Origin of the sequence: Phaeospirillum tilakii (genome assembly GCF_042683125.1) — a bacterium.
GTDB lineage: Bacteria > Pseudomonadota > Alphaproteobacteria > Rhodospirillales > Magnetospirillaceae > Phaeospirillum > Phaeospirillum tilakii.
In genome coordinates, this window is the sequence record NZ_JBHUIY010000003.1 from 83,822 (window position 1) to 104,343 (window position 20,522).

Genomic DNA, 20,522 nt, shown 5'->3' on the forward strand with positions numbered 1-20,522 from the left:
AATGCCGAGAGACCCGCTTCAGGAGCGGGAAGGCTCGGCGCGCTCATGGAAAGCGGCAGAATATCGGCGCGTTTTCCCGCCCTGTCAACCTTTGCCGCAGCGGGGCCGCCGCGCCGCCCTGCCCGGAGCGCACCGCCCCCGCCGCCGCTTTTTCCCGAAAGGGGTTAAGTCGGCCGGACCTGCCGCAGCAAGGCGAGCAGGGCGAAGCCGGCACCGAGCAGGCCGGCCCCGGCCCAGCCGGCCTGGCCCCAGGCCACCGCCGCCAGCGCCGAGCCGGCGGCTCCGCCCAGGAACATCCCGGTGGTGAACACGGTGTTGATCCGGCTGCGCGCGGCGGGATCGAGGGCATAGATCACATGCTGGTTCGACACCAAAGCGAGGTGAACCCCGCAATCGAGCAGCAAAACCCCCACCGCCAGCGCCGCCAGCCCGCCACCGCTCCAGCCCAGCAGGGCCCAGGAGGCCAGGGTCAGCGCGGCGCCGACCGCGATGGTGCGGCGCGGCCCGTGGCGGTCGGCCAGCCGCCCGCCCAGCGGCGCCGCCAGCACCCCGACCAGCCCGAGCAGCCCGAACAGCCCGGCCACCTCGGGGCCGCAGCCGAAGGACGGTTCCTGGAGATGCAGCGCCAGCAGGCTCCAGAAGGTCGAGAACGAGGCGAACAGCCCGGCCTGGATCAGGGTGGCGCGGCGCAGCGCCGGGTGGGTCAGCCAGAACCGGCCGAGCGAGGCCAGCGCGGCGCGATAGCCGAGCCCGGCGGCGGGCGCCGCCCCCTTCGGCAGCAGCAGCCGCATCGCCAGCGCGGTGGCCAGGGCCAGCGGCACCCCCAGCCAGAACATCGCCCGCCAGCCCTGCCCGGCGGCGACCAGCCCGGCCAGGGCCCGGCTGCACAGGATGCCGCCGAGCAGGCCGGCCATCACCGTGCCGAGGGTGCGGCCACGGGTGGCGGGATCGGCCAGGGTGGCGGCAAACGGCACGATCTGCTGCGCCACCGAGGCCCCCATCCCCACCAGCAGCGAGGCGACCAGCAGCGTCGGCGCGTCGGGCGCCAGCGCCGCCAGCGCCAGCATCAGCGCGAGGGCGAGAAACTGGACCACGATCACCCGCCGCCGTTCGAGCAGGTCGCCGAGCGGCACCAGCAGGAACAGGCCGAGGGCATAACCGAGCTGGGTCACCGGCGGAATCTGGGCCGGCAGGGACGAGCCGGCGAGGTCGCGCTCGATCAGCCCCAGCATCGGCTGGCTGTAATAGATGTTGGCGACCCCGAGCCCGCAGGCCAGCGCCATCGCCAGGGTCAGGCCCGGCCCCAGCGGCCGGACGGGCACCGTCCCGGAATGATCCGACATCGCGCGGTCCTTTCGTCACATGGGAACAGGCCGTTGTTCTATCATTTTATCGTTGGACGAGGTATCTACCGCCATTGATAAGCCAGTATCACGGATGAGGATATAATGGATACCGAAGCCGTTGCCGTTCTGGTCGCCGCCGCCGGGGCGGGCAGCCTGTCGGGGGCGGCGCGCCGGCTGGGGCTGACGCCGATGGCGGCCTCGCGCCGGCTGGCGGCCTTGGAGCGCGGGCTGGGGGTGCGGCTGGTGCATCGCACCACCCGCGCCCTGGCGCTGACCCCGGAGGGCGAGGCGTTCCTGCCCTATGCCCGGGCGCTGGTCGAGGAGGCGGCGGCGGCGCGGGCGGCGGTGCGCGCCCCGGGCGAGGCGGTGTCGGGCCTGCTGCGGCTGTCAACCTCGGTCTCGTTCGGGCGGCGGGTGGTGGCACCGCTGGTGCCGGCGCTGCTGAAGGCCCATCCCGGCCTGCGGATCGACCTCGACCTGACCGACCGGGTGGTGGACATCGTCGCCGAGGGGGTCGATCTGGCGATCCGCTTCGGCCGGCTGCGCGACAACCGGCTGATCGCCCGCCGCATCGGCCCCAGCCCGCATCTGCTGTGCGCCGCGCCATCCTATCTGGCCGAACGCGGCGTGCCGACCTGCCTCGCCGATCTGGCCGAGCACGAATGCCTGACCCGCCCCGGCGCCTCGGCCTGGACCTTCCTGTGCGACGGACAGGAACGGACGATTCGGGTGGGCGGACGCTTCACCGCCAGCACGATGGATGGCTTGCTGGCGGCCTGCCGGGCCGGGGCCGGGCTGGTGCGCGCCGCCGCCTGGAACCTGCGCGACGATCTGCGCGTCGGCACCCTGCGCGAGATCGTGCTGAGCGACGCCCGCCCGGAGGAGTCCTCGATCTGGGCGGTCTATCCGTCGGCCCGGCTGGTGCCGCCCAAGCTGCGGGTGTTCCTCGCCGCGCTCGAAGCCGCCCTGCACTGAAGCGGGCTGCCGCCCCGCGCGCCTCGCGCGCAAACATGCACAGGTTGGCGGGCTGCCGCCCGCACCCGCTCGGGGAGCAGGGCTCCCCGAACCCCTCCCTTTTTTTTATCAATGAAAACAAAGGGGGTCCGGGGCATCGCCCCGGCGGGTCGCGGGCAGAGCCCGCGTAACCAATTGGTATTGCGCGTCAGGCGCTCAGGCGGCGCCGGCCAACAGCGGATCAAGCCGGCCGTCGCGGTCGAGTTCGTACAGATCGTCGCAGCCGCCGACATGGGTGCCGTCGATGAAGATCTGCGGCACGGTGCGACGGCCGCCGGCGCGTTCGATCATCAACCGGCGGGTGACCTCGTCGGTGGTGACGTCGATTTCGGTGTAAGTCGCGCCCTTGCGGTCAAACAACCGTTTGGCACGGACGCAATAGGGGCAAACCTTGGTGGTGTAAATCTCGATCTGGGCCATCGCCGTCTCCGCAATCCGCGCCGGCGGCGCGGGGGTGTTTCACGTGAAATATATGACCGGCGGCCGGTTTGACCAGGGGGGCCGCGTCATTCCCCGCGCAGGGCGCGGGCCAGGGTCAGCACCGCGACCGAGGCGGCGCCGCCGCGCCGCAGCACCCGGGCGCATTCCTCGGCGGTGGCGCCGGTGGTCATCACGTCGTCGATCAGCACCACCCGCCGCCCGGTCAGCCCGGTGGCGCCGCGCGCCAGGGTGAAGGCCCCGGCGACGTTGCGGCGGCGCGCCTCGGGGCCGAGATGCCCTTGCGACGGGGTGGAACGGGCCCGGCGCAGCAGATCGGGGGCGACGGCGATGCCGCTGCGGCGACCAAGCGCCAGCGCCAGCACCGCCGCCTGATTGTAGCGCCGCAGCGCCAGCCGCCAGCGGTGCAGCGGCACCGGCACCAGCAGATCGGCGCCGTCGAGCAATTCGGCCCCGGCCCGGGCCATCCAGTGGGCGTAGGCCCCCACCCCTTCCAGCCGGTCGCCATGCTTGAGCCGCAACAGCAGCGACCGCGATTCGTCGTCATAGCGCAGCACGGCGCGGGCGCGGTCGAAGCCGGGCGGATGGGTCAGGCAGGCGCCGCAGCACGCGCCCGGACCGGGATCAACCTCGAACGGCCGGCCGCAGCAGGCGCACCAGGGGGGAGCGAGAAAGCCGATCCGCTGCCAGCAGGCCGGGCACAGCGTGCCGGGCTCGGCCACCACCGCATGGCATTTGAGACAAAGCGGCGGCAGCACCGCGTCGAGCAGCAGTCGGCCGACCCGGCCCGCCGCCGCCGCCAGCCTCATCGTTCCGCCGCCGCCCGCAGCACGTCGGCGGTGGCGGCGGCGGTGCGCTCCCAGGAAAAGGCGGCGGCCCGGGCCAGACCGCGCCGGGACAGCTCGGCCGCCAGCCCCGGTTCGTCGAGCAGCCGGGCGATCTGGCGGGCGAAATCGCCGTCATCGCCGGGCCGGGCCAGCAAGGCGGCATCGGCGACGATCTCGGGCATCGCCGCCGCGTCGCTGCACACCACCGGCAGGCCGGAGGCCATCGCCTCGACCAGCGGGTTGCCGAAGGTCTCGACCAGCGAGGGAAAGGCCAGCAGGGTGGCGCGGCGATACAGCGCCGCCACCACCTCGGGCGGCTGGCCGCCGAGGAAGCGCACCCGGTCGCTCAGCCCCAGCTCCTCGACCAGCGCGGCGAGGCGGTCGGCATAAGCCGGATCGAGCCGCCGCCCGGCGATCTCCAGCCGCAATTCCGGCCGGGTCGGGGCCAGCCGGGCCAGCGCCCGCAGCAGGGTCTCGAAATTCTTCTGCACGTAGAGGTCGGACACCGCCAGCAGCAGGCCGGACTCGCGCGCCTCGCCCTCGGCGGGGGGATGGTAGAGCGGCGCCACGCCGTGATGGATCACGCTGAGGCGGGGATCGCCGTCACGGCCGAAATGGGCGAGGAAGGCGCGGGCGGCATGGGCCGACACCGCGATGGCGCGGCGGCAGCGGCAAAAACAGGCCCAGGTCAGCCCCCGCACCGCCGCCCAGTACAGCCTTTTGTCGAGCCGCCGCTCCAGGCTGGTGACCTCGAAGGCGTTGCGCAGCAGGATCACCGCCGGCGGCCCGAACAGCGGCCCGTAATTGGCCGGCGAGAACACCACGTCGGCGCCGATCCGCCGCGCCAGCGCCGGAATCGTCACCTGCTCCTGCCACAGCACGGTGCCGAGCTTGCCCCGTCCCGGCAGCTCGTGCAGCGTCACCGCCGCCGGCAGGTCGGCGAACAACGGCCGCTGGTCGCGCTGGATCGCCAGCGCCAGGGTCAGCCCCGGCCGGGCCGCCAGCGCCGGCAGCAGATGGCGCAAGGTGGTGACGCCGCCGCCGCTCTTGGCATGCACCGCGTTGACCAGCACCCGCATGTCTTTCGTCCTTCGGTTCGATGGGCGGGCTCCCGCCCGCACCCGGCCGGGGCGATGCCCCGGACCCCCTTTGTTTTCGAAAAAAGGAGGGGTTCGGGGAGCATGCTCCCCGAGCGGGCCTGCGGGCGGCAGCCCGCATAACTCCCCCGGCATGGCGCGCGAAGCGCGCGGGCGGCAGCCCGCATAACGCGCTCAGCGGAACAGCATCTTGGCGATCAGCACGTCGCGGATCAGGGTCTCGCCATATTCCTTGCGGGCGATGTCGAGGGCGGTGGCCTTCATCATCGGCGAGGGGTTGCCCTTGGTGTATTCCTCGTAGGGGATCACGTTGAAGGCCATCTTGATCTTGTCGGACAGCTTCTTCTCCGAGACCTTGGCCTCCTGGGCGGCGTAGACGATCAGTTCGATCATCGCCATGTGGTAGCCGCCATAGCGATCGTACAGTTCGAGCGGGATCGGCGGCAGCTTGATGTAGCGTTCGCCCGGGCCGGGATTCGGCAGGCGGTCCTGCTTTTTCTCCTGCTTCTTCTCCTCGGCGCGGAGGGAAAAGGGGATGGCGGCGGCGAGGGCGGACAGCAACAGCAGGCGGCGGTGCATGGCGTCTCCTTGTCGGCGCGCCGCCCGCCCGGGTCAGGCGACGCGGCGGGCGGCGAAGGTCTTGGGGACCAGGATGGTGTTCTGCGGCGGGGCGACGGTGTCGAGGGTGGGAAAATCGATGGTGTAATGCAGGCCCCGGCTTTCCCGCCGCGCCAGCGCCGAACGGATGATCAGGTCGGCCACCGTCACCAGATTGCGCAGCTCCAGCAGGTCGCTGGTGACGCGGAAGCTGCCGTAATAATCCTCGATCTCGCTGTGCAGCAGCTTGACCCGGTGGCGGGCCCGCTCCAGCCGCTTGGTCGAACGGACGATGCCGACATAGTCCCACATGAAGCGGCGCAGCTCGTCCCAATTGTGGGACACCACCACCTCCTCGTCGGAATCCGTCACCCAGGTCTCGTCCCACGGCGCCAGTGCCGGCAAAGTCGGGATTTCGTCGAGCTTGCCGGCGATGTCGCGCGCGGCGGCGGCGCCGATCACCAGGCATTCCAGCAGCGAGTTCGAGGCCATCCGGTTGGCGCCGTGCAGCCCGGTGCAGGCCACCTCGCCCACCGCATAGAGATTGTCGACGTCGGTGCGGCCGGCGAGGTCGGTGATCACGCCGCCGCAGGTGTAATGCGCCGCCGGCACCACCGGCAGCGGCTCGCGCGTCATGTCGAAGCCGTATTTCAGCGCCTCGGCATAGACGGTGGGGAAATGCTGGGTGATGAACTCGGCCGGACGGTGGCTGATGTCGAGATAGACGCAGTCGCAGCCCAGCCGCTTCATCACATCGTCGATGGCGCGGGCGACGATGTCGCGCGGGGCCAGTTCGCCGCGCGAATCGTACTCGTCCATGAAGCGGGTGCCGTCGGGGCGCAGCAGCCGGCCGCCCTCGCCGCGCACCGCCTCGGTCACCAGGAACGACTTGGCGCGGGGATGGTAGAGGCAGGTCGGATGGAACTGGGCGAATTCGAGGTTGCCGACCCGGCAGCCGGCGCGCCACGCCATCGCGATGCCGTCGCCGGTCGAGCCGTCGGGATTGGAGGAATAGAGATAGACCTTCGACGCGCCGCCGCTGGCCAGCAGCACGGTGCGGGCGGGGAAGCGGTGGACCCGCCCGTCGCCGCGATCGAACACATAGGCGCCGACGCAGCGCCCCTGCCGGCCCTGCGGCAGCCGCTCGCGGATCAGATCGACCACGTTGTGGTCCTCGAACAGCACCGCCCCGCTTTCGCGCAGGCGGGCCTCCAGGCTGGTCTGCACCGCCAGGCCGGTGGCGTCGGCGGAATGGACGATGCGGCGGTGGGAATGGCCGCCCTCGCGGGTGAGATGGAGGTCGCCATGCTCGCTGTCGAACACCACGCCGTTGGCGATCAGCCAGCGGATCGCCGCCGGGGCGCCCTCGACCACCGCCCGCACCGCCGGCTCGTAGCACAGGCCGCCGCCGGCGATCAGGGTGTCGCGGATGTGCGCCTCGATCGAATCGGTGGCGTCGAGCACGGCGGCGATGCCGCCCTGGGCATATTTGGTGCTGCCCTCGGACAGGTCGCTTTTCGACAGCACGCCGACCCGCGCCCCCGGCCGCTGCGCCAGCAGGCCCAGCGCCACCGTCATCCCGGCCGCGCCCGAACCGATCACCAACAGGTCGAAAGGCGCCGTTTCCATCTCGCTCATTCGCTCAGGTCCAATCCAGCCCGATATCCACCGCCGGCGCCGACTGGGTCAGCCGGCCGACCGACACGTAATCGACCCCGGTTTCGGCGATGGCGCGGATGGTATCGAGCGTCACCCCTCCCGAGGCCTCGGTGCGGCAGCGCCCGGCCACCAGCGCCACCGCGCGGCGAAGAGTTTCCGGCGGCATGTTGTCGAGCAGGACGATGTCCGCCCCGGCCGCCACCGCCTCGACCACCTGATCGAGGGTGTCGCATTCGACCTCGACCGGCACGCCGCCCTGCTTGGCCCGCGCCACCGCCGCGCCGACCCCGCCGCACACCGCGATGTGGTTGTCCTTGATCAGCACCCCGTCATAGAGGCCCATGCGGTGGTTGGTCGCCCCGCCGCAGCGGGTGGCGTATTTCGACAGCCGGCGCAGGCCGGGAATGGTCTTGCGGGTGTCGAGCAGGGTGCAGCCGGTGCCCGCGATCCGATCGACATAGGCGGCGGTCTGGGTGGCGATCCCCGACAGCAATTGCAGCAGGTTGAGGGCGGTGCGCTCGGCGGTCAGCAGGCCGCGCGCCGGCCCCTCGATCCGCGCCAGCACCGTGCCCGGCCCGATCCGGTCGCCATCGGCGACGCAGGCGGTAAAGCGGGCCTGCGGCACCACCCGGCGGAACACCGACTCGGCCACCGGGATGCCGGCCACCACCATCGCGTGGCGGGCCTGCATCGCCCCCTGGAACACCAGATCGGCCGGGATCACCAGGGCCGAGGTGATGTCGGCGCCGGGCCCGCCCTTGTCGGCGCCGGTATCCTCGGCCAGCGCGGCGTCGATCACCCGCGCCACGTCGTCCCAGTCGATGTCGAACTCAGCCGCCATGGCTGCCCCCGGCCATCGGCAGGCCCCGGCTCATCTCCAGCATCCGTTCGAGCGGGGCCAGCGCCGCCCGGCGCAGCGGCTCGGGCACCACCAGCGCCGGGGCGTCGTTGCGCAGGCAGAGATAGATCTTTTCCAGCGTGTTGAGCGCCATGAACGGGCAGTTGGAACAGGAACAGCCGCCATCCGCCCCCGGCGCCGGCAGGAAGGTCTTGTGCGGCGCCGCCTTGGCCATCTGGTGGATGATGTGCGGCTCGGTGGCGATGATGAAATCCTGGCGGTCGCTGGCCAGGACGAATTCGAGGATCGCCCGGGTCGAGCCGACATGGTCGGCATGGGCCAGCACCGCCTCGGGACATTCCGGGTGGGCGGCGACCAGCGCCTGGGGATGGCGGGTCTTGAGCTTGACCAGTTCCTTTTCGGAAAACTGCTCATGAATGATGCAGCTGCCCGGCCACAGCGTCATCGCGCGCCCGGTCTTGCGGGCGAGATAGGCGCCGAGATGGCGGTCGGGGGCGAACAGGATCGGCCGGTCGGCCGGCAACTGGCGCAGGATCGCCTCGGCGTTGGACGAGGTGACGATCACGTCGGACAGGGCTTTGATCTCGGCCGAACAATTGATGTAGGTGACGGCGAGATGGTCGGGATGGCGCTCGCGGAAGGCCTTGAAGGCGGCGGGCTGACAGGATTCCTCGAGCGAACAGCCGGCGGCGGCGTCGGGGATCAGCACGGTCTTGGCGGGCGAGAGGATCTTGGCCACCTCGCCCATGAAGCGGACGCCGCAGAACACGATCACCTCGGCGTCGGTGGCGGCGGCCTTGCGCGACAGATCAAGCGAATCGCCGACGAAATCGGCCAGGTCCTGGATCTCGCCATCCTGATAATAGTGAGCCAGGATCACCGCGTTGCGCTCGCGGCGCAGCCGGTTGATCTCGGCGACCAGATCGAGCCCTGGCGCGATGTCGCGCTCGGTCAACGCCGTCGGCGACGGCAGAACGATGGTCTCGGTCATCTCGGCAGGCTGCTCCCCACGGGCGGTCTCACGTTTCCGCTGTTGCGTCAAGCGGCAGAGTATAAGGTCATTTGCCCCGGGCGACGCAACCCTCATGCCAATGGCCTATGGCAATAGGTGGATTTCCTCGGTGGGATTCTTTCCCACATGATAAAAACTTGGGCTCGTCAGGAAAGGCCGGAAAGGTGTCGGCGATCGGCAGTGAAAGAGCCGGATCCGGGGGCGCGGCCGCCGGGGGCCGGGTGGTGGTGGTGATCGAGGACGAGGCGATCGTTCTCGCCGGCTACCAGATGCTGTTCGAAAGCTGGGGCTATGTGGTGGTGGCGGCGCAGTCGGCCGACGAGGCGCTGCAAATGCTGACCGCGACCCCGTTGCCGCCCGGCTTCATCCTGGCCGATTTCCGCCTGCGCGACGGCCAGACCGGCACCGAGGCGATCGAGCGGGTGCGCGCGGCCTTCGGCGCCGACATTCCCGGGGTGGTGGTCACCGGCGACACCACCGTGACGGTGGAGCGGCTGCGCCTTGCTGCGTCGGAAGGGATGCCGATCCTGCACAAGCCGGTCAATGGCCGCCAGTTGCAGGACATGCTGACCCGCTCGTTCAAGGGCGCCTGAGCGAAACCAGCCCGATGCGACGCCACGGCCCCGCCTGGAGGCTGCGCGCCGCCGGACCTTCCCCTTTGTGCCGACGTGTCATCTCCGAGCCCCGGTGGGAAGCTCCCGCAGCGCGGCGGCGAGACGGCGGACCACGCCGCCCCAATCGCCCGGCCGGTCCTGGCGGAACAGCCGCAGCGAGGGATACCACGGGGAATCCTCGCGCTCGGTCAGCCAGCGCCACTCCCCGATGTAAGGCAGCATCACCCAGGCCGGACGGTTGAGGCCGCCGGCGAGGTGGACCGGCGAACTGTCGACCGAGATCAGCAGGTCGGCGACGCGGAGGATCGCCGCGGTGTCGTCGAAATCGGCGATCTCGCGGTCGAGATTGGTCAGGGTCAGTCCCGGCGGCGGGGTCTCGGCCTCGGCGGCCTTGGGGCCTTTCTGGATCGAGATGAAACTGCCTCCGCCCGCCTCGGCCAGCGGCGCCAGGGTGGACAGGGACATCGAACGGTTGGCATCGTTGGCGTGGTTGGGACGGCCGGCCCAGACCAGGGCGACGATCGGCCGGGGCAGACGGGCCAGACGGTCCCGCCAGCGGCGCAGGCGCTTCGGATCCGCCGCCAGATAGGGCATCTCCCCCGGCAGGTCCGCGAGCCTCAGGCCCAGCGCCATCGGCAGGCTCATCATCTCGCAATGCATGTCGAACGGTGGCGGCAGCTCGCCCCGGCGGATGATCTGGTCGATGCCGGGGATCCGGCGGGCGAAGCTTTCCTGATCGGCGTTGATCTGCAACACCAGCCGGGCGCCGCTTTTCCGCTTGGCCCAGGGGACCAGCCGGATGAACTGAAAGGTGTCGCCGAAGCCCTGCTCGTCGTGAATCAACAGGGTCTTGCCCGCCATCGCCCTTCCGTCCCAGCGCGGACGCTGCACCTTGCGCGCCAGCGCCACGGTGTGGACCAGATCGTAGCGGTAATGGTATTCCCGCCAGCCCCGCTCGAATTCGCCCAGTTGCAGCAGGGTTTCCGCCAGATCGAAGCGCAGATCAAGGTTGCTCGGCAGGTGATCGACCAGCATCTCCTGGATCGGCCGGGCCTCGGCGAACCGGCCCTGGCGGCGCAGGGCCAGGACGAGCAGCGACCAGATCGCCACCGGCGCCCCCTGCCCGGCTCCCAGAAACGCGCGGACCAGCGCCTCGGCCCGCGCCGGATCGTTGGCGGCCAGCGCCTGACGGGCCTGCCCCTCGGCCTCCTCGCAGGTCAGCGGGGGGATCATGCCTCCTCCGCGATCCCCAGCGCGGCCAGCAGCGGCCCGAGATGGCGGGCGTGGCGGCGCCAGCGCCCGACGCTCGACCGATAGATCGGCTGACGGACCTGCACCGCGCTGGCGGTCCGGACGATGCGCGCGCCACGGTGGAAGGACAGGCAGGCTTCGTCCCAGTCCAGCCCGCAGAAGGCCACCAGCCGGCGGGCCTCGCCGTCGAGATCCGCCACCACCGCCTCGTAGGAGACCTCGGTATAGCGGTCGGCCGGCAGCACCCGCCGCCAATGCTCGGCCAGCCGTTCAAAGCCGCGGTGGAACCGGCCGAGTTCGGACAGGTCATAGGCGAATTTCTGCTCGCCGCTGAAGTTTCTGGTGTAACAGGACAGGCAGGTGTCAACCGGATCGCGCCGGCATTGCAGGATGCGGGCGTTGGGGAACAGGGCGTGGATCAGGCCGGCATAAAGGAAATTGGCCGGCATCTTGTCCACCACCCGGGTCCGGCCCGCCGCCAGGGGGGAGATCCGGTCGAGATAATGCCGGGCCAGCCGGGGCATCTCCTCGGGCGCGATGACGTCGATCAGCCGGGGATAGCCGAGCGGCACCCGGTCCGGGCCGGCGATCCGATCGACCATCGACTGGATCAGCCGCAACTCGCCCGCCCCATGCACCAGCGGATGGGCGGCGAGAATCTGCTCGACCAGGGTGGTGCCGGAGCGGGGCATGCCGATCACGAACACCGGCAGTTCGGACGGATCGCCCTGCTCGGCCAGACGGGCACACTGATCCGGGGTGCAGGTGGCGATGATCTCGTCGATCCAGCGGTCGGTCGCGTCGGGATCGTAGGGGATGGTGGCCCGTTTCAGCCGGTTGGCCTCGGCGAAGAAGGCGAAGGCGCGGTCGTCCTGGCCGGCGTCAAGGCAGGCCTTGCCCAGGGCGAAGGACAGGGCGATCCGGTCGTCGCGGCCGATGCCCTGGCGGCCGCCCTCGATCAGCAGCCGTTCCATCGTGGCGAGGTCGGGATCATCGGGGCCGAACGTCTTGGCCTCGCTGCGGTTGAACCAGACTTTGGCCGAGCGGGGATTGATCTCCAGCGCCGCGTCGAACGTCGCCCGCGCCTCCGCGATGCGCCCGAGGCCCAGCAGCAGCAGCGCCTTCTGTTCCACCGGGCCTTCCGGGCAGGGCCCGGGCAGCGCCGCCGCCTGCTCGAATTCGGCCAGCGCCTCCTCGGCCCGGTCCATCGCCTGCAACACCTGCCCCAGCCGCTGATGGGCCTCGCCGTTTTGCGGCGCGGCGGCCACGGCGCGGCGGGCGAACTGCTCGGCGGCGACGAAATCCTCGGTCTCCTGGAGCACCAGGGCCATCGCCATCAAGGCGCCGGGATGATCGGGAGCGAAGGAAAAAATATTGTTGATCCAGCGGATCACCTCGTCGGGCTGCTTCATCGCCAGCGCGATCGCGGCGGCGTTGAGATAGGCGTCGGCGTTGCGGGGATTGAGATCGATCGCGCGCCGCACCGCCGCCAGCGCCGCCGCGTGCTCCCCCAGCTCGTTGAGCAGATGGGCAAGGTTGGCGTGGGCCTCGGAATAAGAGGGGTTGAGGGCCAGCGCCGCCTCGTATTCGGTTCGCGCCTCGTTGAGCCGGCCCAGCCGCCGGTAGGTGTTGGCGAGATTGTTGTGGGCCTCGGGGCTGTCGGGCATCAACTGGCAGACCCGGGTCAGGCAGTGCAGGCTTTCCTCGAGCTTGCCGGATTCCTGGAGGATGATGCCGAGATTGACCCAGACGGCGGTGACCCGGCTGTCGAGGGCCAGGGCCCGGCGGGCGGCGGCCTCGGCCTCGACATGGTGGCCGGCCTGACGCAGCATCTCGGCCAGATTGCTGTGGAAGAGCGCGGGCGCCCGCGGCGCGGCGCAGGCCCGGCGCAGGAAATCGATCGCCGAGGGCAGGTTGCCGAAGCCATGGGCGAGCAGGCCGAGCAGGTGCAGCGCGTCGGGATGCTCCGGCCACGCCGCCAGCACCTGACGGCACAGATATTCGGCCTGCTGGGCCTGACCGGCATTCCAGTGGCCGTAGGCGGTGGCGATCGCCTGATCGATCGTCATCCCCTGGGAAGCGGGGGGGGCGGAAGAAGGGGTCAGGGGCGGCACGTCGGGTCTCCCGGGAACAGAACCGGTCGGACGGAGGGACGGCATCGGGTCCATTCGGCCCGGCCGGCCGCGTGAGCAGACTTTTCGCAGCGGGATAACCGAGCGTCAACGCCGGACCCTCGTGAAAGGCAGCCCCTTCCCCGCCGCCCCCGGGGATCGGCCGGGGGAGGGGCAGTATCGCAGATCCGCCAAGGATCGGTCAGCCCCAATCGGACCGCCATCGGGTCGGGTGGGCGACGAGGCGGCCGGTATAATTGACAAGGCGTCAGGCCTCGTATCAGATCGCGCCCCAGGCGGTCGAACGAGCGCAGAACCATTCCGATTCTGGTCCCCGCCCCTGTCTCGGTCCACACCGGCATGATCCGGGGGACAACAACGAGGTGACGAGATTGCGACCGTTCCCGTCCGCGCGGATCTGTTCCGCCCTGCTCTCCCTCTTGGCCTTCGGCCTTGCCGCCCCCCCGGCCCTCGCCAAAGACGAGCCGGCGCCGGCGCCCGTCTGGGGCCAGCATTGCGGCAAGGACGGCGACAGCGCCAAGGAGGCCTGCGTCCTGCAACAATTCGTCACCGCGCAGCCGCAGAACACGCCGCTTTTGGTGGTGCAGTTCGGCTTCAACGGTCCGGAAAACCGGCCGCGCCTGATCCTGTCGGCACCGCTCGGGGTGATGCTGACGGCGGGCATCACCCTGGCCATCGACGGACACAAGGCGGTGACCGCGCCGTTCCAGATCTGCAACAACGGCGGCTGCCTGTCGGTGCTTGACATGGATGTGGCCGCGCTCGACCAGTTCCGCCAGGGCAAGGTGCTGACGGTGCGCTATTTCGCCGCCGAGCAGAAGCCGATCGATCTGCCGGTCAGGCTCGACGGCCTCGACGGCGCCCTCGCCAAGCTCGCCCCATGACACCGGCCGCCCACAGAAAAAAACCCCCGGGACGAACCCGGGGGCTAAGTCAAACAGGGAGGCTTCACGTCTAGGAGACGTAGGGATCCGAAGACCCCCAACCCGGGCACGAGTCCCGGGAACACGTTGGCGGCAAAACCGCCGGAAACTCTGGGGACGACTGCGCCGCAGCCGACCGTTGTCCGGATGTTTAAGGCAAGTCGTCCCGCCCAACCATCCCGAATATCTCGGCCTGGGCATGCACTCTGCGCATAACGATGGGAGCAACCACGGAATTCGCCGAGATCAGTAAGCCTCGGCGATTTTCTCCAACAGAAAATCGCGGAACGCGGTTATCCGTTTCGAGTGGCGCAATTCCTCGGGATAGACGAAATAGGCGTCGAAGGTCGGGCCGGCGATTTCCGGCAGCACCGGAATCAGATCGTCGGCGGCCGAGATCATGTAATCCGGCATCGCGCCGAGGCCGAGCCCGCTTTTGACCGCGCGATAGATGCCGTAGATGTTGTTGACCTCCAGCACCGGCCGGCGCGGCCGGTCGGGCGGCGCCCCGGCATCGAGCAGCCAGTTGACGTTGGACAGCGGCGGCGCCACCCGGGCATCCTCGCCGAACACCACGATGCGGTGATGGTCGAGATCGGCCAGGGTCAACGGCAGGCCGTGGGCCTTGACGTAGTCCGGCGCGGCGAACACCGTGTATTTCATCGTCATCAGGTGGCGCTGCACCAGATCGGGCTGGCGTGGCGGCGTCATTCGGATCGCCACGTCGGCCTCGCGCATCGCGAGGTCAAGCTCGCCGTCCGACAGCACCAGCGACACCGCGATGTCGGGATAAAGATCGAGGAAATCCTTGATCCGCGGCGTCAGCCACAGCGACCCGAAGGCGACGGTGGTGGTGATCTTGAGCGGGCCCTGGGCGCGTTCGCGGCTTTCGGTCAGCAGCGCCTCGGTCATCGCCAGCTTCGAAAACACGTCGCGGGCGGTGCGGTAGAGCAACTCGCCCTGCTCGGTCAGGATCAGGCCACGGGCGTGCCGATGAAACAGCGGCAGGTTGAGGCTTTCCTCCAGCGCGCTGATCTGGCGGCTGACGGCGGACTGGCTGAGATTGAGCACCTCCCCGGCGTGGGTGAAGCTGCCCGCCTCGGCAACGGCGTGAAAAACCCTCAGCTTGTCCCAATCCATGGCGACCCGGCGACTCCCCGCTTCGGCAACGACCCGATCGGCCCGGCAAGACCGGGGGCGCTTTCCCCCGGCCGCCCGGACCGACCTTCGCGTTCCTACTCTGCCGCAGGCTCGTCGTTCTGTCCATGCAGGGCGAGGAAGCGTTCCGCCTCCAGCGCCGCCATGCAGCCGGTGCCGGCCGCCGTCACCGCCTGACGGTAGATTTTGTCCTGCACGTCACCCGCGGCGAACACCCCGGGGATGTTGGTGGCGGTCGAACCGGGGGTGGTGACCAGATAGCCTTCCTCGTCGAGGGTCAGCGTCCCCTGGAACAGGCCGGTGTTGGGGGTGTGGCCGATCGCCACGAACACCCCCTCGACCGCGAGATCGGACAGCGCCCCGGTCTTGACGTTGCGCAGCCGCACCCCGGTGACCGACGGCGGCTGGTCGGTGCCGACGATCTCCTCGATCACGCTGTCCCACACCACGCTGATCTTGGGATGGGCGAACAGGCGCTGCTGGGCGATCCGCTCGGCGCGCAGGCTGTCGCGGCGATGAACCAGGGTGACCTTCGATGCGAGGCCGGCGAGATAGATCGCCTCCTCCACCGCCGAATTGCCGCCGCCGACCACCACCACCTCGCGCCCCTTGAAGAAGAAGCCGTCGCAGGTGGCGCAGGCCGAGACGCCGAAGCCGGAGAATTTCTTTTCCGACTCGATCCCCAGCCAGCGCGCGGTGGCGCCGGTGCAGATGATCAGGGTGTCGCCGGAATAGGTGTCGCCGGAATCGCCCACCGCCTGGAACGGCCGGCGCGACAGATCGACCGAGACGATCAGATCGTCCTGGAAGCGGGCGCCGACATGGGCGGCCTGCTGCTGCATCTGCTCCATCAGCCACGGCCCCTGCACCGCCTCGGCGAAGCCGGGATAGTTCTCGACGTCGGTGGTGATGGTCAGCTGGCCGCCGGGCTGCATCCCCGCCACCAGCAGCGGCGACAGGTTGGCCCGCGCCGCATAGATCGCCGCGGTGCAGCCCGCCGGCCCCGAACCGAGAATGAGAACCTTGCTGTGATGGTGCGCCATCGCTGTCGTGCCCCGCGCTGTGCCTGTGGAAGAAAGAAGCTCGCTTGCCCAAAACATACGGAGGGGGCGCGCCGGCGGCAAGCGGCGCGCCCCCCCGAGGGGGAAGGGACAGGCCGGCCTTACAGTTCGGCGGCGTGCGAGGCGAGATAGTCGGCCACCCCCTTGGGGTCGGCCTTCATTCCGGCCTTGCCCTTGCTCCAGCCGGCCGGGCAGACCTCGCCATGCTCCTCGTGGAACTGGAGGGCATCGACCAGCCGCAGTGCTTCATCGACATTGCGGCCGAGCGGCAGGTTGTTGACGTGCTGCGACTGGACGATGCCGTTCTTGTCGATCAGGAAGGTGCCGCGCAAAGCGACGCCGCCCGGCAGCAGCACGCCGTAGGAACGGGCGATCTCCTTGGTCAGGTCGGCCACCAGCGGGAAACCGATCTGGCCGAGGCCGCCCTTGTCGACCGGGGTGTTGCGCCAGGCGAGGTGGGTGAAGTGGGAATCGACGCTGACCCCGATCAGCTTGGTGTTGCGCTCGGTGAAGGCGGCGACGCGGTGATGGTGGGCCAGGATCTCCGACGGGCAGACGAAGGTGAAGTCGAGCGGGTAGAAAAACAGCACCCCGTAGGAGCCCTTCAGATAGGACGACAGGCTGAACCCTTCGTCGATCTGGTTGTCGGGCAGCACCGCCGCCGCGGTGAAATCGGGGGCGGGCTGACCGACCAGGACGGACGGGGTCGAAAGCACTTCGGTCATTGCAGGGTCTCCCTGACTGGGGTGGTACGAACCGGATGACGTACACTTTATAGGGTCTCTGGCCGCACCTCAATATGGAATCATTATAACTCAAGATTGGGCCACAGCCGGTTGGCTGCGACCCACCCGGCCGGCCGGCGGGCGGGATTGTCCCGCCCCGCCCCCACGCGGTGCTTGCGCCGCGCCCGGCGACAGTCCATCTATTGGCGCTACCTGTTTTCCCCATCAGCGACGAGAGCGACCATGGATCCCTTGTTTCCTTCCGGCGTTCCCTCCCGGGGGCGAGGCCCCGCTCCCGGCGGCCAGGATCTGATCAAGGACGGCAGCACCGCCAGCTTCCGCGCCGACGTGCTCGAAGCGTCGATGCAGGCGCTGGTGCTGGTCGATTTCTGGGCCCCGTGGTGCGGCCCGTGCAAGCAGCTGACCCCCCTGCTGGAAAAGCTGGTGCGCGAGGCCAAGGGCACGGTGCGGCTGGTCAAGATCGACGTCGACGCCAACCAGCAGCTGGCGGCCCAGTTGCGGATCCAGAGCGTGCCGACGGTCTACGCCTTCCAGGGCGGCCGCCCGGTCGATGCCTTCCAGGGCGCCCTGCCCGAAAGCGAATTGCGCGCCTTCATCAAGCAGCTGGCCGGCCCGGGCGAGGCCCCCAACCTCGACGAGGTGGTGGCCGAGGCCAAGACCCTGCTGGCCCAGGGCGAGACCGAAACCGCCGCCGCTCTGTTCCAGCAGGTGTTGCAGGCCGAACCCGAGCATCCCGCCGCGCTGGCCGGGCTGCTGCGCTGCCTGATCGCCGCCGGCCAGGGTGAGCAGGCGGCGGCGATGCTGGCCGAGTTGCCGGCCGAACTGGCCCGCCATCCCGAACTGGCCGCCGTCGCCACCGCGCTGGAACTGGCCCGCCACGGCGCCGAGGTCGGCGAGACCGCCGCCCTGCGCAAGCGGCTGGCGGTCGATGCCAACGACCATCAGGCCCGGTTCGATCTGGCGATGGCCTATTACGCCGGCGGCGAGAGCGAGACCGCGATCGACGAACTGCTCGATTTGTTCCGCCGCGACCGCGCCTGGAACGACGATGCCGCGCGCAAGCAGCTGGTCAAGCTGTTCGAGGCGCTCGGCTCCGCCCATCCCGCGGTGGCGGCGGGACGGCGCCGGCTGTCGTCGCTGCTGTTTTCCTGACGCCTCTTTTTATTTTTGACTGGAGATCTCCGCATGCCCGCCTTCGATCCCAAGCTGCTCGAAATCCTGGTGGCCCCCGGCACCCACGCTCCCCTGCGCTATGATGCCGGCCGTCAGGAGCTGATCGACGACAAGGCCGGCCTCGCCTACCCGATCCGCGACGGCATTCCGATCATGCTGGCCGACGAGGCGCGGGCGATCGAGCCGGGCTCCGCCGCCTGACCCCGGCCCACGACCCAAGCGACCCAGGCGGGCTGCCGCCCGCACCCGCTCGGGGAGCCAGGCTCCCCGAACGCCTCCCTTTTTTTCTCGATAAAAACAAAGGGGGTCCGGGGCCTCGCCCCGGCCGGGCCTGTGGGCGGGAGCCCGCGCCCCGACTCGACATTCCGCGCATAAAACGGGCAACAACCGGCCGGGCCGCCCATCAAACGGGCAGGCCCGGCTGCCTTTTTTCGCGGCCCCTGCCGCCAATCCCCCCGAAATCCCCCGCCGGACGCAATCCCTTCCAATCGGCACGCCGTTTGAAAGGAGAGAAAACGCGGAACCGCGCAAGACCTCTTGCGACCCGACTTCAATCCGGCCCGCGCTCCTTCCGTCGCCCGCAGGGCGGCGGGTTCCGCGACGGAGCGCCGGACCGACAGAATAGGAATGGGGACCACACGATGAAGCTGATCATGGCCATCATCAAGCCCTTCAAGCTCGACGAGGTCCGCGAGGCCCTGACGCCGCTGGGAGTGCAGGGCCTGACCGTGAGCGAGGTGAAGGGTTTCGGCCGGCAGAAGGGCCAGACCGAGATCTATCGCGGCGCCGAATACGTCGTCAACTTCCTGCCCAAGGTCAAAATCGAGGTCGCGGTCAACGACGATCTCGCCGACCGGGTGATCGAGGCGATCCAGACCGCCGCCCGCACCGGCAAGATCGGCGATGGCAAGATCTTCGTCACCGAGATCCAGCAGGCCTTCCGCATCCGCACCGGCGAAACCAACGCCGAGGCGCTGTAACCGCCATGGCGCCCCTGGCCGCCCCCGCCCCCGTCGCCGCCCCCTGCCCAATTCGGCATCAGGGCGCCGGGGCTCTGCCTAAATCCGCGTCAAAAATCGGCGCCGCGATAGGTGGAAACCGCAAGGGAGCGCACCGGGGGGAAGGATTTGCCGCCGCCGCGCCTGTTGGCACGGTTCTTGTTAACTCGAAACGCGCCGACCGGAGCACGGGATCCTCCCCACCCTCGTCGGCACGTCCTCTCGCAGAGCCGCTTCGGGGGTAACCATGATTCACCGTTTGAGATCCACTATGCTGGGCGCGGGCTCGGCGCTGGGCGCCGCCCTGCTGTCCAGCGCCGCCTGGGCGCAGGAAGCCGCCGCCCCGGCCGCCGCCGCCGCCGCTCCGGCCGCCGCCGCCGCGCCGACGCTCGACACCGGCGCCACCGCCTGGATGCTGACCTCCAGCGCCCTGGTGCTGTTGATGACCATTCCCGGCGTCGCTCTGTTCTACGGCGGCATGGTCCGCAAGAAGAACGTCCTCGCCATCATGGCGCAGAGCTTCGCCATCACCGCGCTGGCCACCGTGCTGTGGGCCGTGGTCGGCTACAGCCTCGCCTTCACCGGCGACAATCCCTACATCGGCGGCTTCAGCCGGGTCCTGCTCGACGGCCTCGAAAAGGGCACGCTGAGCGGCACCATTCCGGAATCGGTGTTCTGGGCCTTCCAGTGCACCTTCGCCATCATCACCCCGGCGCTGATCACCGGTGCCTTCGCCGACCGCATGAAGTTCTCGGCGCTGCTGGTGTTCATCGCCCTGTGGTCGATCGTGGTCTATGCCCCGATCGCGCACTGGGTCTGGTCGCTTGATTCGAGCGGCGCCGCCCTCGGCTTCCTCGGCAAGATGGGCGTGCTCGACTTCGCCGGCGGCACCGTGGTCCACATCAATGCCGGCGTCGCCGGTCTGGTCGCCGCCCTGGTGCTTGGGCCGCGCAAGGGCTACGGCACCGACAACATGGCCCCGCACAACCTGACCCTGTCGATCATCGGCGCCTCGCTGCTGTGGGTGGGCTGGTTCGGCTTCAACGCCGGCTCCGCCGTCGCCGCCGACGGGCGTGCCGGCATGGCCTTCCTGGTGACCCACATCGCCACCGCCGCCGCCGCGCTGTCCTGGGCCTTCGCCGAATGGATCCTGCGCAAGAAGCCGTCGGTGCTGGGCCTGATCTCGGGCGCGGTCGCCGGTCTGGTCGCCATCACCCCCGCCGCCGGCTTCGTCGGCCCCAAGGGCGCGCTGGTGATCGGCTTCGCCGCCGGTGTCGGCTGCTACTGGGCCTCGACCTGGCTCAAGCATGCCCTCAAGTATGACGACTCGCTCGACGCCTTCGGCGTGCATGGCGTGGGCGGCATCATCGGCGCGATCCTGACCGGCGTGTTCGCGGTCGAGGCGATCGGCGGCACCGCCGGCGCGCTCGAAGGCAACAGCGGCCAGGTGCTGACCCAGGTGTGGGGCGTGCTGATCACCACCGCCTACACCGCCGTGGTCTCCTACGTCCTGCTGAAGCTGGTCGATTGGACCATCGGTCTGCGCGTCACCGCCGAAGAGGAACGGGAAGGCCTCGACATCGCCCTGCATGGCGAGACCGTCCACTAAGACCGCCT

Annotated in this window: 20 protein-coding genes; 7 read left to right on the forward strand and 13 right to left on the reverse strand. The window is 69.7% G+C overall.

From position 1 onward, the window contains the following. Positions 1–164: 164 nt before the first annotated feature. Positions 165–1,343, reverse strand: a complete 1,179-nt coding sequence (locus tag ACFSNB_RS02440) for an MFS transporter (protein WP_377314168.1) — start codon at positions 1,341–1,343, stop codon at positions 165–167. A 105-nt stretch (positions 1,344–1,448) separates the two neighbouring features. Here ACFSNB_RS02440 and ACFSNB_RS02445 point away from each other — a divergent pair, with 105 nt between their 5' ends. Further along, positions 1,449–2,321, forward strand: coding sequence for a LysR family transcriptional regulator (locus tag ACFSNB_RS02445; RefSeq protein ID WP_377314170.1), 873 nt, complete (start codon positions 1,449–1,451; stop codon positions 2,319–2,321). Between the two features lie 195 nt (positions 2,322–2,516). Here ACFSNB_RS02445 and grxC read toward each other — a convergent pair whose 3' ends face one another. The 7 genes from grxC to nadA all read right to left on the reverse strand — a co-directional run bounded on the left by grxC (position 2,517) and on the right by nadA (position 8,828). Continuing rightward, positions 2,517–2,780: a glutaredoxin 3 gene (gene grxC / locus ACFSNB_RS02450; RefSeq protein ID WP_377314172.1), complete on the reverse strand. Its 264-nt coding sequence runs from the start codon at positions 2,778–2,780 to the stop codon at positions 2,517–2,519. An 86-nt stretch (positions 2,781–2,866) separates the two neighbouring features. Continuing rightward, positions 2,867–3,607, reverse strand: coding sequence for a ComF family protein (locus tag ACFSNB_RS02455; RefSeq protein ID WP_377314174.1), 741 nt, complete (start codon positions 3,605–3,607; stop codon positions 2,867–2,869). Then, complete coding sequence (locus tag ACFSNB_RS02460; RefSeq protein WP_377314176.1) at positions 3,604–4,704, reverse strand: glycosyltransferase family 4 protein; 1,101 nt, start codon at positions 4,702–4,704, stop codon at positions 3,604–3,606. The genes ACFSNB_RS02455 and ACFSNB_RS02460 overlap by 4 nt, the downstream gene beginning before the upstream one ends. Before the next feature lie 192 nt (positions 4,705–4,896). Next, positions 4,897–5,301 carry a hypothetical protein gene (locus ACFSNB_RS02465; protein WP_377314178.1) on the reverse strand — a complete coding sequence of 135 codons (405 nt, stop codon included), beginning with the start codon at positions 5,299–5,301 and terminating at the stop codon, positions 4,897–4,899. A 33-nt stretch (positions 5,302–5,334) separates the two neighbouring features. After that, positions 5,335–6,948: an L-aspartate oxidase gene (gene nadB / locus ACFSNB_RS02470; protein WP_465264557.1), complete on the reverse strand. Its 1,614-nt coding sequence runs from the start codon at positions 6,946–6,948 to the stop codon at positions 5,335–5,337. A 13-nt stretch (positions 6,949–6,961) separates the two neighbouring features. Next, positions 6,962–7,819: a carboxylating nicotinate-nucleotide diphosphorylase gene (gene nadC / locus ACFSNB_RS02475; protein ID WP_377314182.1), complete on the reverse strand. Its 858-nt coding sequence runs from the start codon at positions 7,817–7,819 to the stop codon at positions 6,962–6,964. Continuing rightward, on the reverse strand, positions 7,809–8,828 hold the full coding sequence (nadA, locus tag ACFSNB_RS02480; RefSeq protein ID WP_377314184.1) for a quinolinate synthase NadA: 1,020 nt from the start codon (positions 8,826–8,828) through the stop codon (positions 7,809–7,811). The genes nadC and nadA overlap by 11 nt, the downstream gene beginning before the upstream one ends. Positions 8,829–9,013: 185 nt before the next feature. Between nadA and ACFSNB_RS02485 the strand changes: the two genes are divergently transcribed. Then, entirely contained in the window at positions 9,014–9,442 is a 429-nt protein-coding gene (locus ACFSNB_RS02485) for a response regulator (RefSeq protein ID WP_377314186.1), read from the forward strand. Between the two features lie 78 nt (positions 9,443–9,520). Here ACFSNB_RS02485 and ACFSNB_RS02490 read toward each other — a convergent pair whose 3' ends face one another. Then, entirely contained in the window at positions 9,521–10,696 is a 1,176-nt protein-coding gene (locus tag ACFSNB_RS02490; RefSeq protein ID WP_377314188.1) for a hypothetical protein, read from the reverse strand. Continuing rightward, positions 10,693–12,828: a tetratricopeptide repeat-containing sulfotransferase family protein gene (locus tag ACFSNB_RS02495; RefSeq protein WP_377314190.1), complete on the reverse strand. Its 2,136-nt coding sequence runs from the start codon at positions 12,826–12,828 to the stop codon at positions 10,693–10,695. Before ACFSNB_RS02495 ends, ACFSNB_RS02490 begins: the two co-directional genes overlap by 4 nt. A 380-nt stretch (positions 12,829–13,208) precedes the next feature. On the opposite strand from ACFSNB_RS02495, the gene ACFSNB_RS02500 reads away from it, so the two are divergent. Then, the gene (locus tag ACFSNB_RS02500; protein ID WP_377314192.1) at positions 13,209–13,730 is read left to right on the forward strand and encodes an invasion associated locus B family protein; all 522 of its coding nucleotides are present in this window, start codon (positions 13,209–13,211) and stop codon (positions 13,728–13,730) included. 285 nt (positions 13,731–14,015) lie between these two features. Here the strand turns inward: ACFSNB_RS02500 and ACFSNB_RS02505 are convergent, their stop codons facing one another. The 3 genes from ACFSNB_RS02505 to ACFSNB_RS02515 all read right to left on the reverse strand — a co-directional run bounded on the left by ACFSNB_RS02505 (position 14,016) and on the right by ACFSNB_RS02515 (position 16,713). Further along, on the reverse strand, positions 14,016–14,909 hold the full coding sequence (locus ACFSNB_RS02505) for a LysR family transcriptional regulator (RefSeq protein ID WP_377314194.1): 894 nt from the start codon (positions 14,907–14,909) through the stop codon (positions 14,016–14,018). A gap of 95 nt (positions 14,910–15,004) precedes the next feature. After that, a complete protein-coding gene (trxB, locus tag ACFSNB_RS02510; RefSeq protein ID WP_377314196.1) occupies positions 15,005–15,970 on the reverse strand; it encodes a thioredoxin-disulfide reductase in 966 nt (321 codons plus the stop codon). A gap of 119 nt (positions 15,971–16,089) precedes the next feature. After that, positions 16,090–16,713, reverse strand: coding sequence for a peroxiredoxin (locus ACFSNB_RS02515; RefSeq protein WP_377314197.1), 624 nt, complete (start codon positions 16,711–16,713; stop codon positions 16,090–16,092). Between the two features lie 243 nt (positions 16,714–16,956). Here ACFSNB_RS02515 and trxA point away from each other — a divergent pair, with 243 nt between their 5' ends. The 4 genes from trxA (at position 16,957) to ACFSNB_RS02535 (ending at position 20,514) form a co-directional block, all read left to right on the forward strand. Continuing rightward, the gene (trxA, locus tag ACFSNB_RS02520) at positions 16,957–17,886 is read left to right on the forward strand and encodes a thioredoxin (RefSeq protein ID WP_377314199.1); all 930 of its coding nucleotides are present in this window, start codon (positions 16,957–16,959) and stop codon (positions 17,884–17,886) included. A gap of 33 nt (positions 17,887–17,919) precedes the next feature. Then, entirely contained in the window at positions 17,920–18,108 is a 189-nt protein-coding gene (locus ACFSNB_RS02525) for a Trm112 family protein (RefSeq protein WP_377314200.1), read from the forward strand. A gap of 440 nt (positions 18,109–18,548) precedes the next feature. Next, positions 18,549–18,887 carry a P-II family nitrogen regulator gene (locus ACFSNB_RS02530; protein ID WP_377314202.1) on the forward strand — a complete coding sequence of 113 codons (339 nt, stop codon included), beginning with the start codon at positions 18,549–18,551 and terminating at the stop codon, positions 18,885–18,887. Positions 18,888–19,152: 265 nt separating this feature from the next. Further along, positions 19,153–20,514 (forward strand): ammonium transporter, encoded by a 1,362-nt coding sequence (locus tag ACFSNB_RS02535; RefSeq protein WP_377314204.1) that lies wholly within the window; start codon positions 19,153–19,155, stop codon positions 20,512–20,514. Positions 20,515–20,522: the final 8 nt, after the last annotated feature.

What these genes read in the sequence shown, in the direction of transcription:
- ACFSNB_RS02440 (WP_377314168.1), bottom strand. Translation starts at nt 1,343, where the DNA reads ATGTCGGATCATTCCGGGACGGTGCCCGTCCGGCCGCTGGGGCCGGGC.
- ACFSNB_RS02445 (WP_377314170.1), top strand. Translation starts at nt 1,449, where the DNA reads ATGGATACCGAAGCCGTTGCCGTTCTGGTCGCCGCCGCCGGGGCGGGC.
- grxC (WP_377314172.1), bottom strand. Translation starts at nt 2,780, where the DNA reads ATGGCCCAGATCGAGATTTACACCACCAAGGTTTGCCCCTATTGCGTC.
- ACFSNB_RS02455 (WP_377314174.1), bottom strand. Translation starts at nt 3,607, where the DNA reads ATGAGGCTGGCGGCGGCGGCGGGCCGGGTCGGCCGACTGCTGCTCGAC.
- ACFSNB_RS02460 (WP_377314176.1), bottom strand. Translation starts at nt 4,704, where the DNA reads ATGCGGGTGCTGGTCAACGCGGTGCATGCCAAGAGCGGCGGCGGCGTC.
- ACFSNB_RS02465 (WP_377314178.1), bottom strand. Translation starts at nt 5,301, where the DNA reads ATGCACCGCCGCCTGCTGTTGCTGTCCGCCCTCGCCGCCGCCATCCCC.
- nadB (WP_465264557.1), bottom strand. Translation starts at nt 6,948, where the DNA reads ATGGAAACGGCGCCTTTCGACCTGTTGGTGATCGGTTCGGGCGCGGCC.
- nadC (WP_377314182.1), bottom strand. Translation starts at nt 7,819, where the DNA reads ATGGCGGCTGAGTTCGACATCGACTGGGACGACGTGGCGCGGGTGATC.
- nadA (WP_377314184.1), bottom strand. Translation starts at nt 8,828, where the DNA reads ATGACCGAGACCATCGTTCTGCCGTCGCCGACGGCGTTGACCGAGCGC.
- ACFSNB_RS02490 (WP_377314188.1), bottom strand. Translation starts at nt 10,696, where the DNA reads ATGATCCCCCCGCTGACCTGCGAGGAGGCCGAGGGGCAGGCCCGTCAG.
- ACFSNB_RS02505 (WP_377314194.1), bottom strand. Translation starts at nt 14,909, where the DNA reads ATGGATTGGGACAAGCTGAGGGTTTTTCACGCCGTTGCCGAGGCGGGC.
- trxB (WP_377314196.1), bottom strand. Translation starts at nt 15,970, where the DNA reads ATGGCGCACCATCACAGCAAGGTTCTCATTCTCGGTTCGGGGCCGGCG.
- ACFSNB_RS02515 (WP_377314197.1), bottom strand. Translation starts at nt 16,713, where the DNA reads ATGACCGAAGTGCTTTCGACCCCGTCCGTCCTGGTCGGTCAGCCCGCC.
- trxA (WP_377314199.1), top strand. Translation starts at nt 16,957, where the DNA reads ATGGATCCCTTGTTTCCTTCCGGCGTTCCCTCCCGGGGGCGAGGCCCC.
- ACFSNB_RS02525 (WP_377314200.1), top strand. Translation starts at nt 17,920, where the DNA reads ATGCCCGCCTTCGATCCCAAGCTGCTCGAAATCCTGGTGGCCCCCGGC.
- ACFSNB_RS02530 (WP_377314202.1), top strand. Translation starts at nt 18,549, where the DNA reads ATGAAGCTGATCATGGCCATCATCAAGCCCTTCAAGCTCGACGAGGTC.
- ACFSNB_RS02535 (WP_377314204.1), top strand. Translation starts at nt 19,153, where the DNA reads ATGATTCACCGTTTGAGATCCACTATGCTGGGCGCGGGCTCGGCGCTG.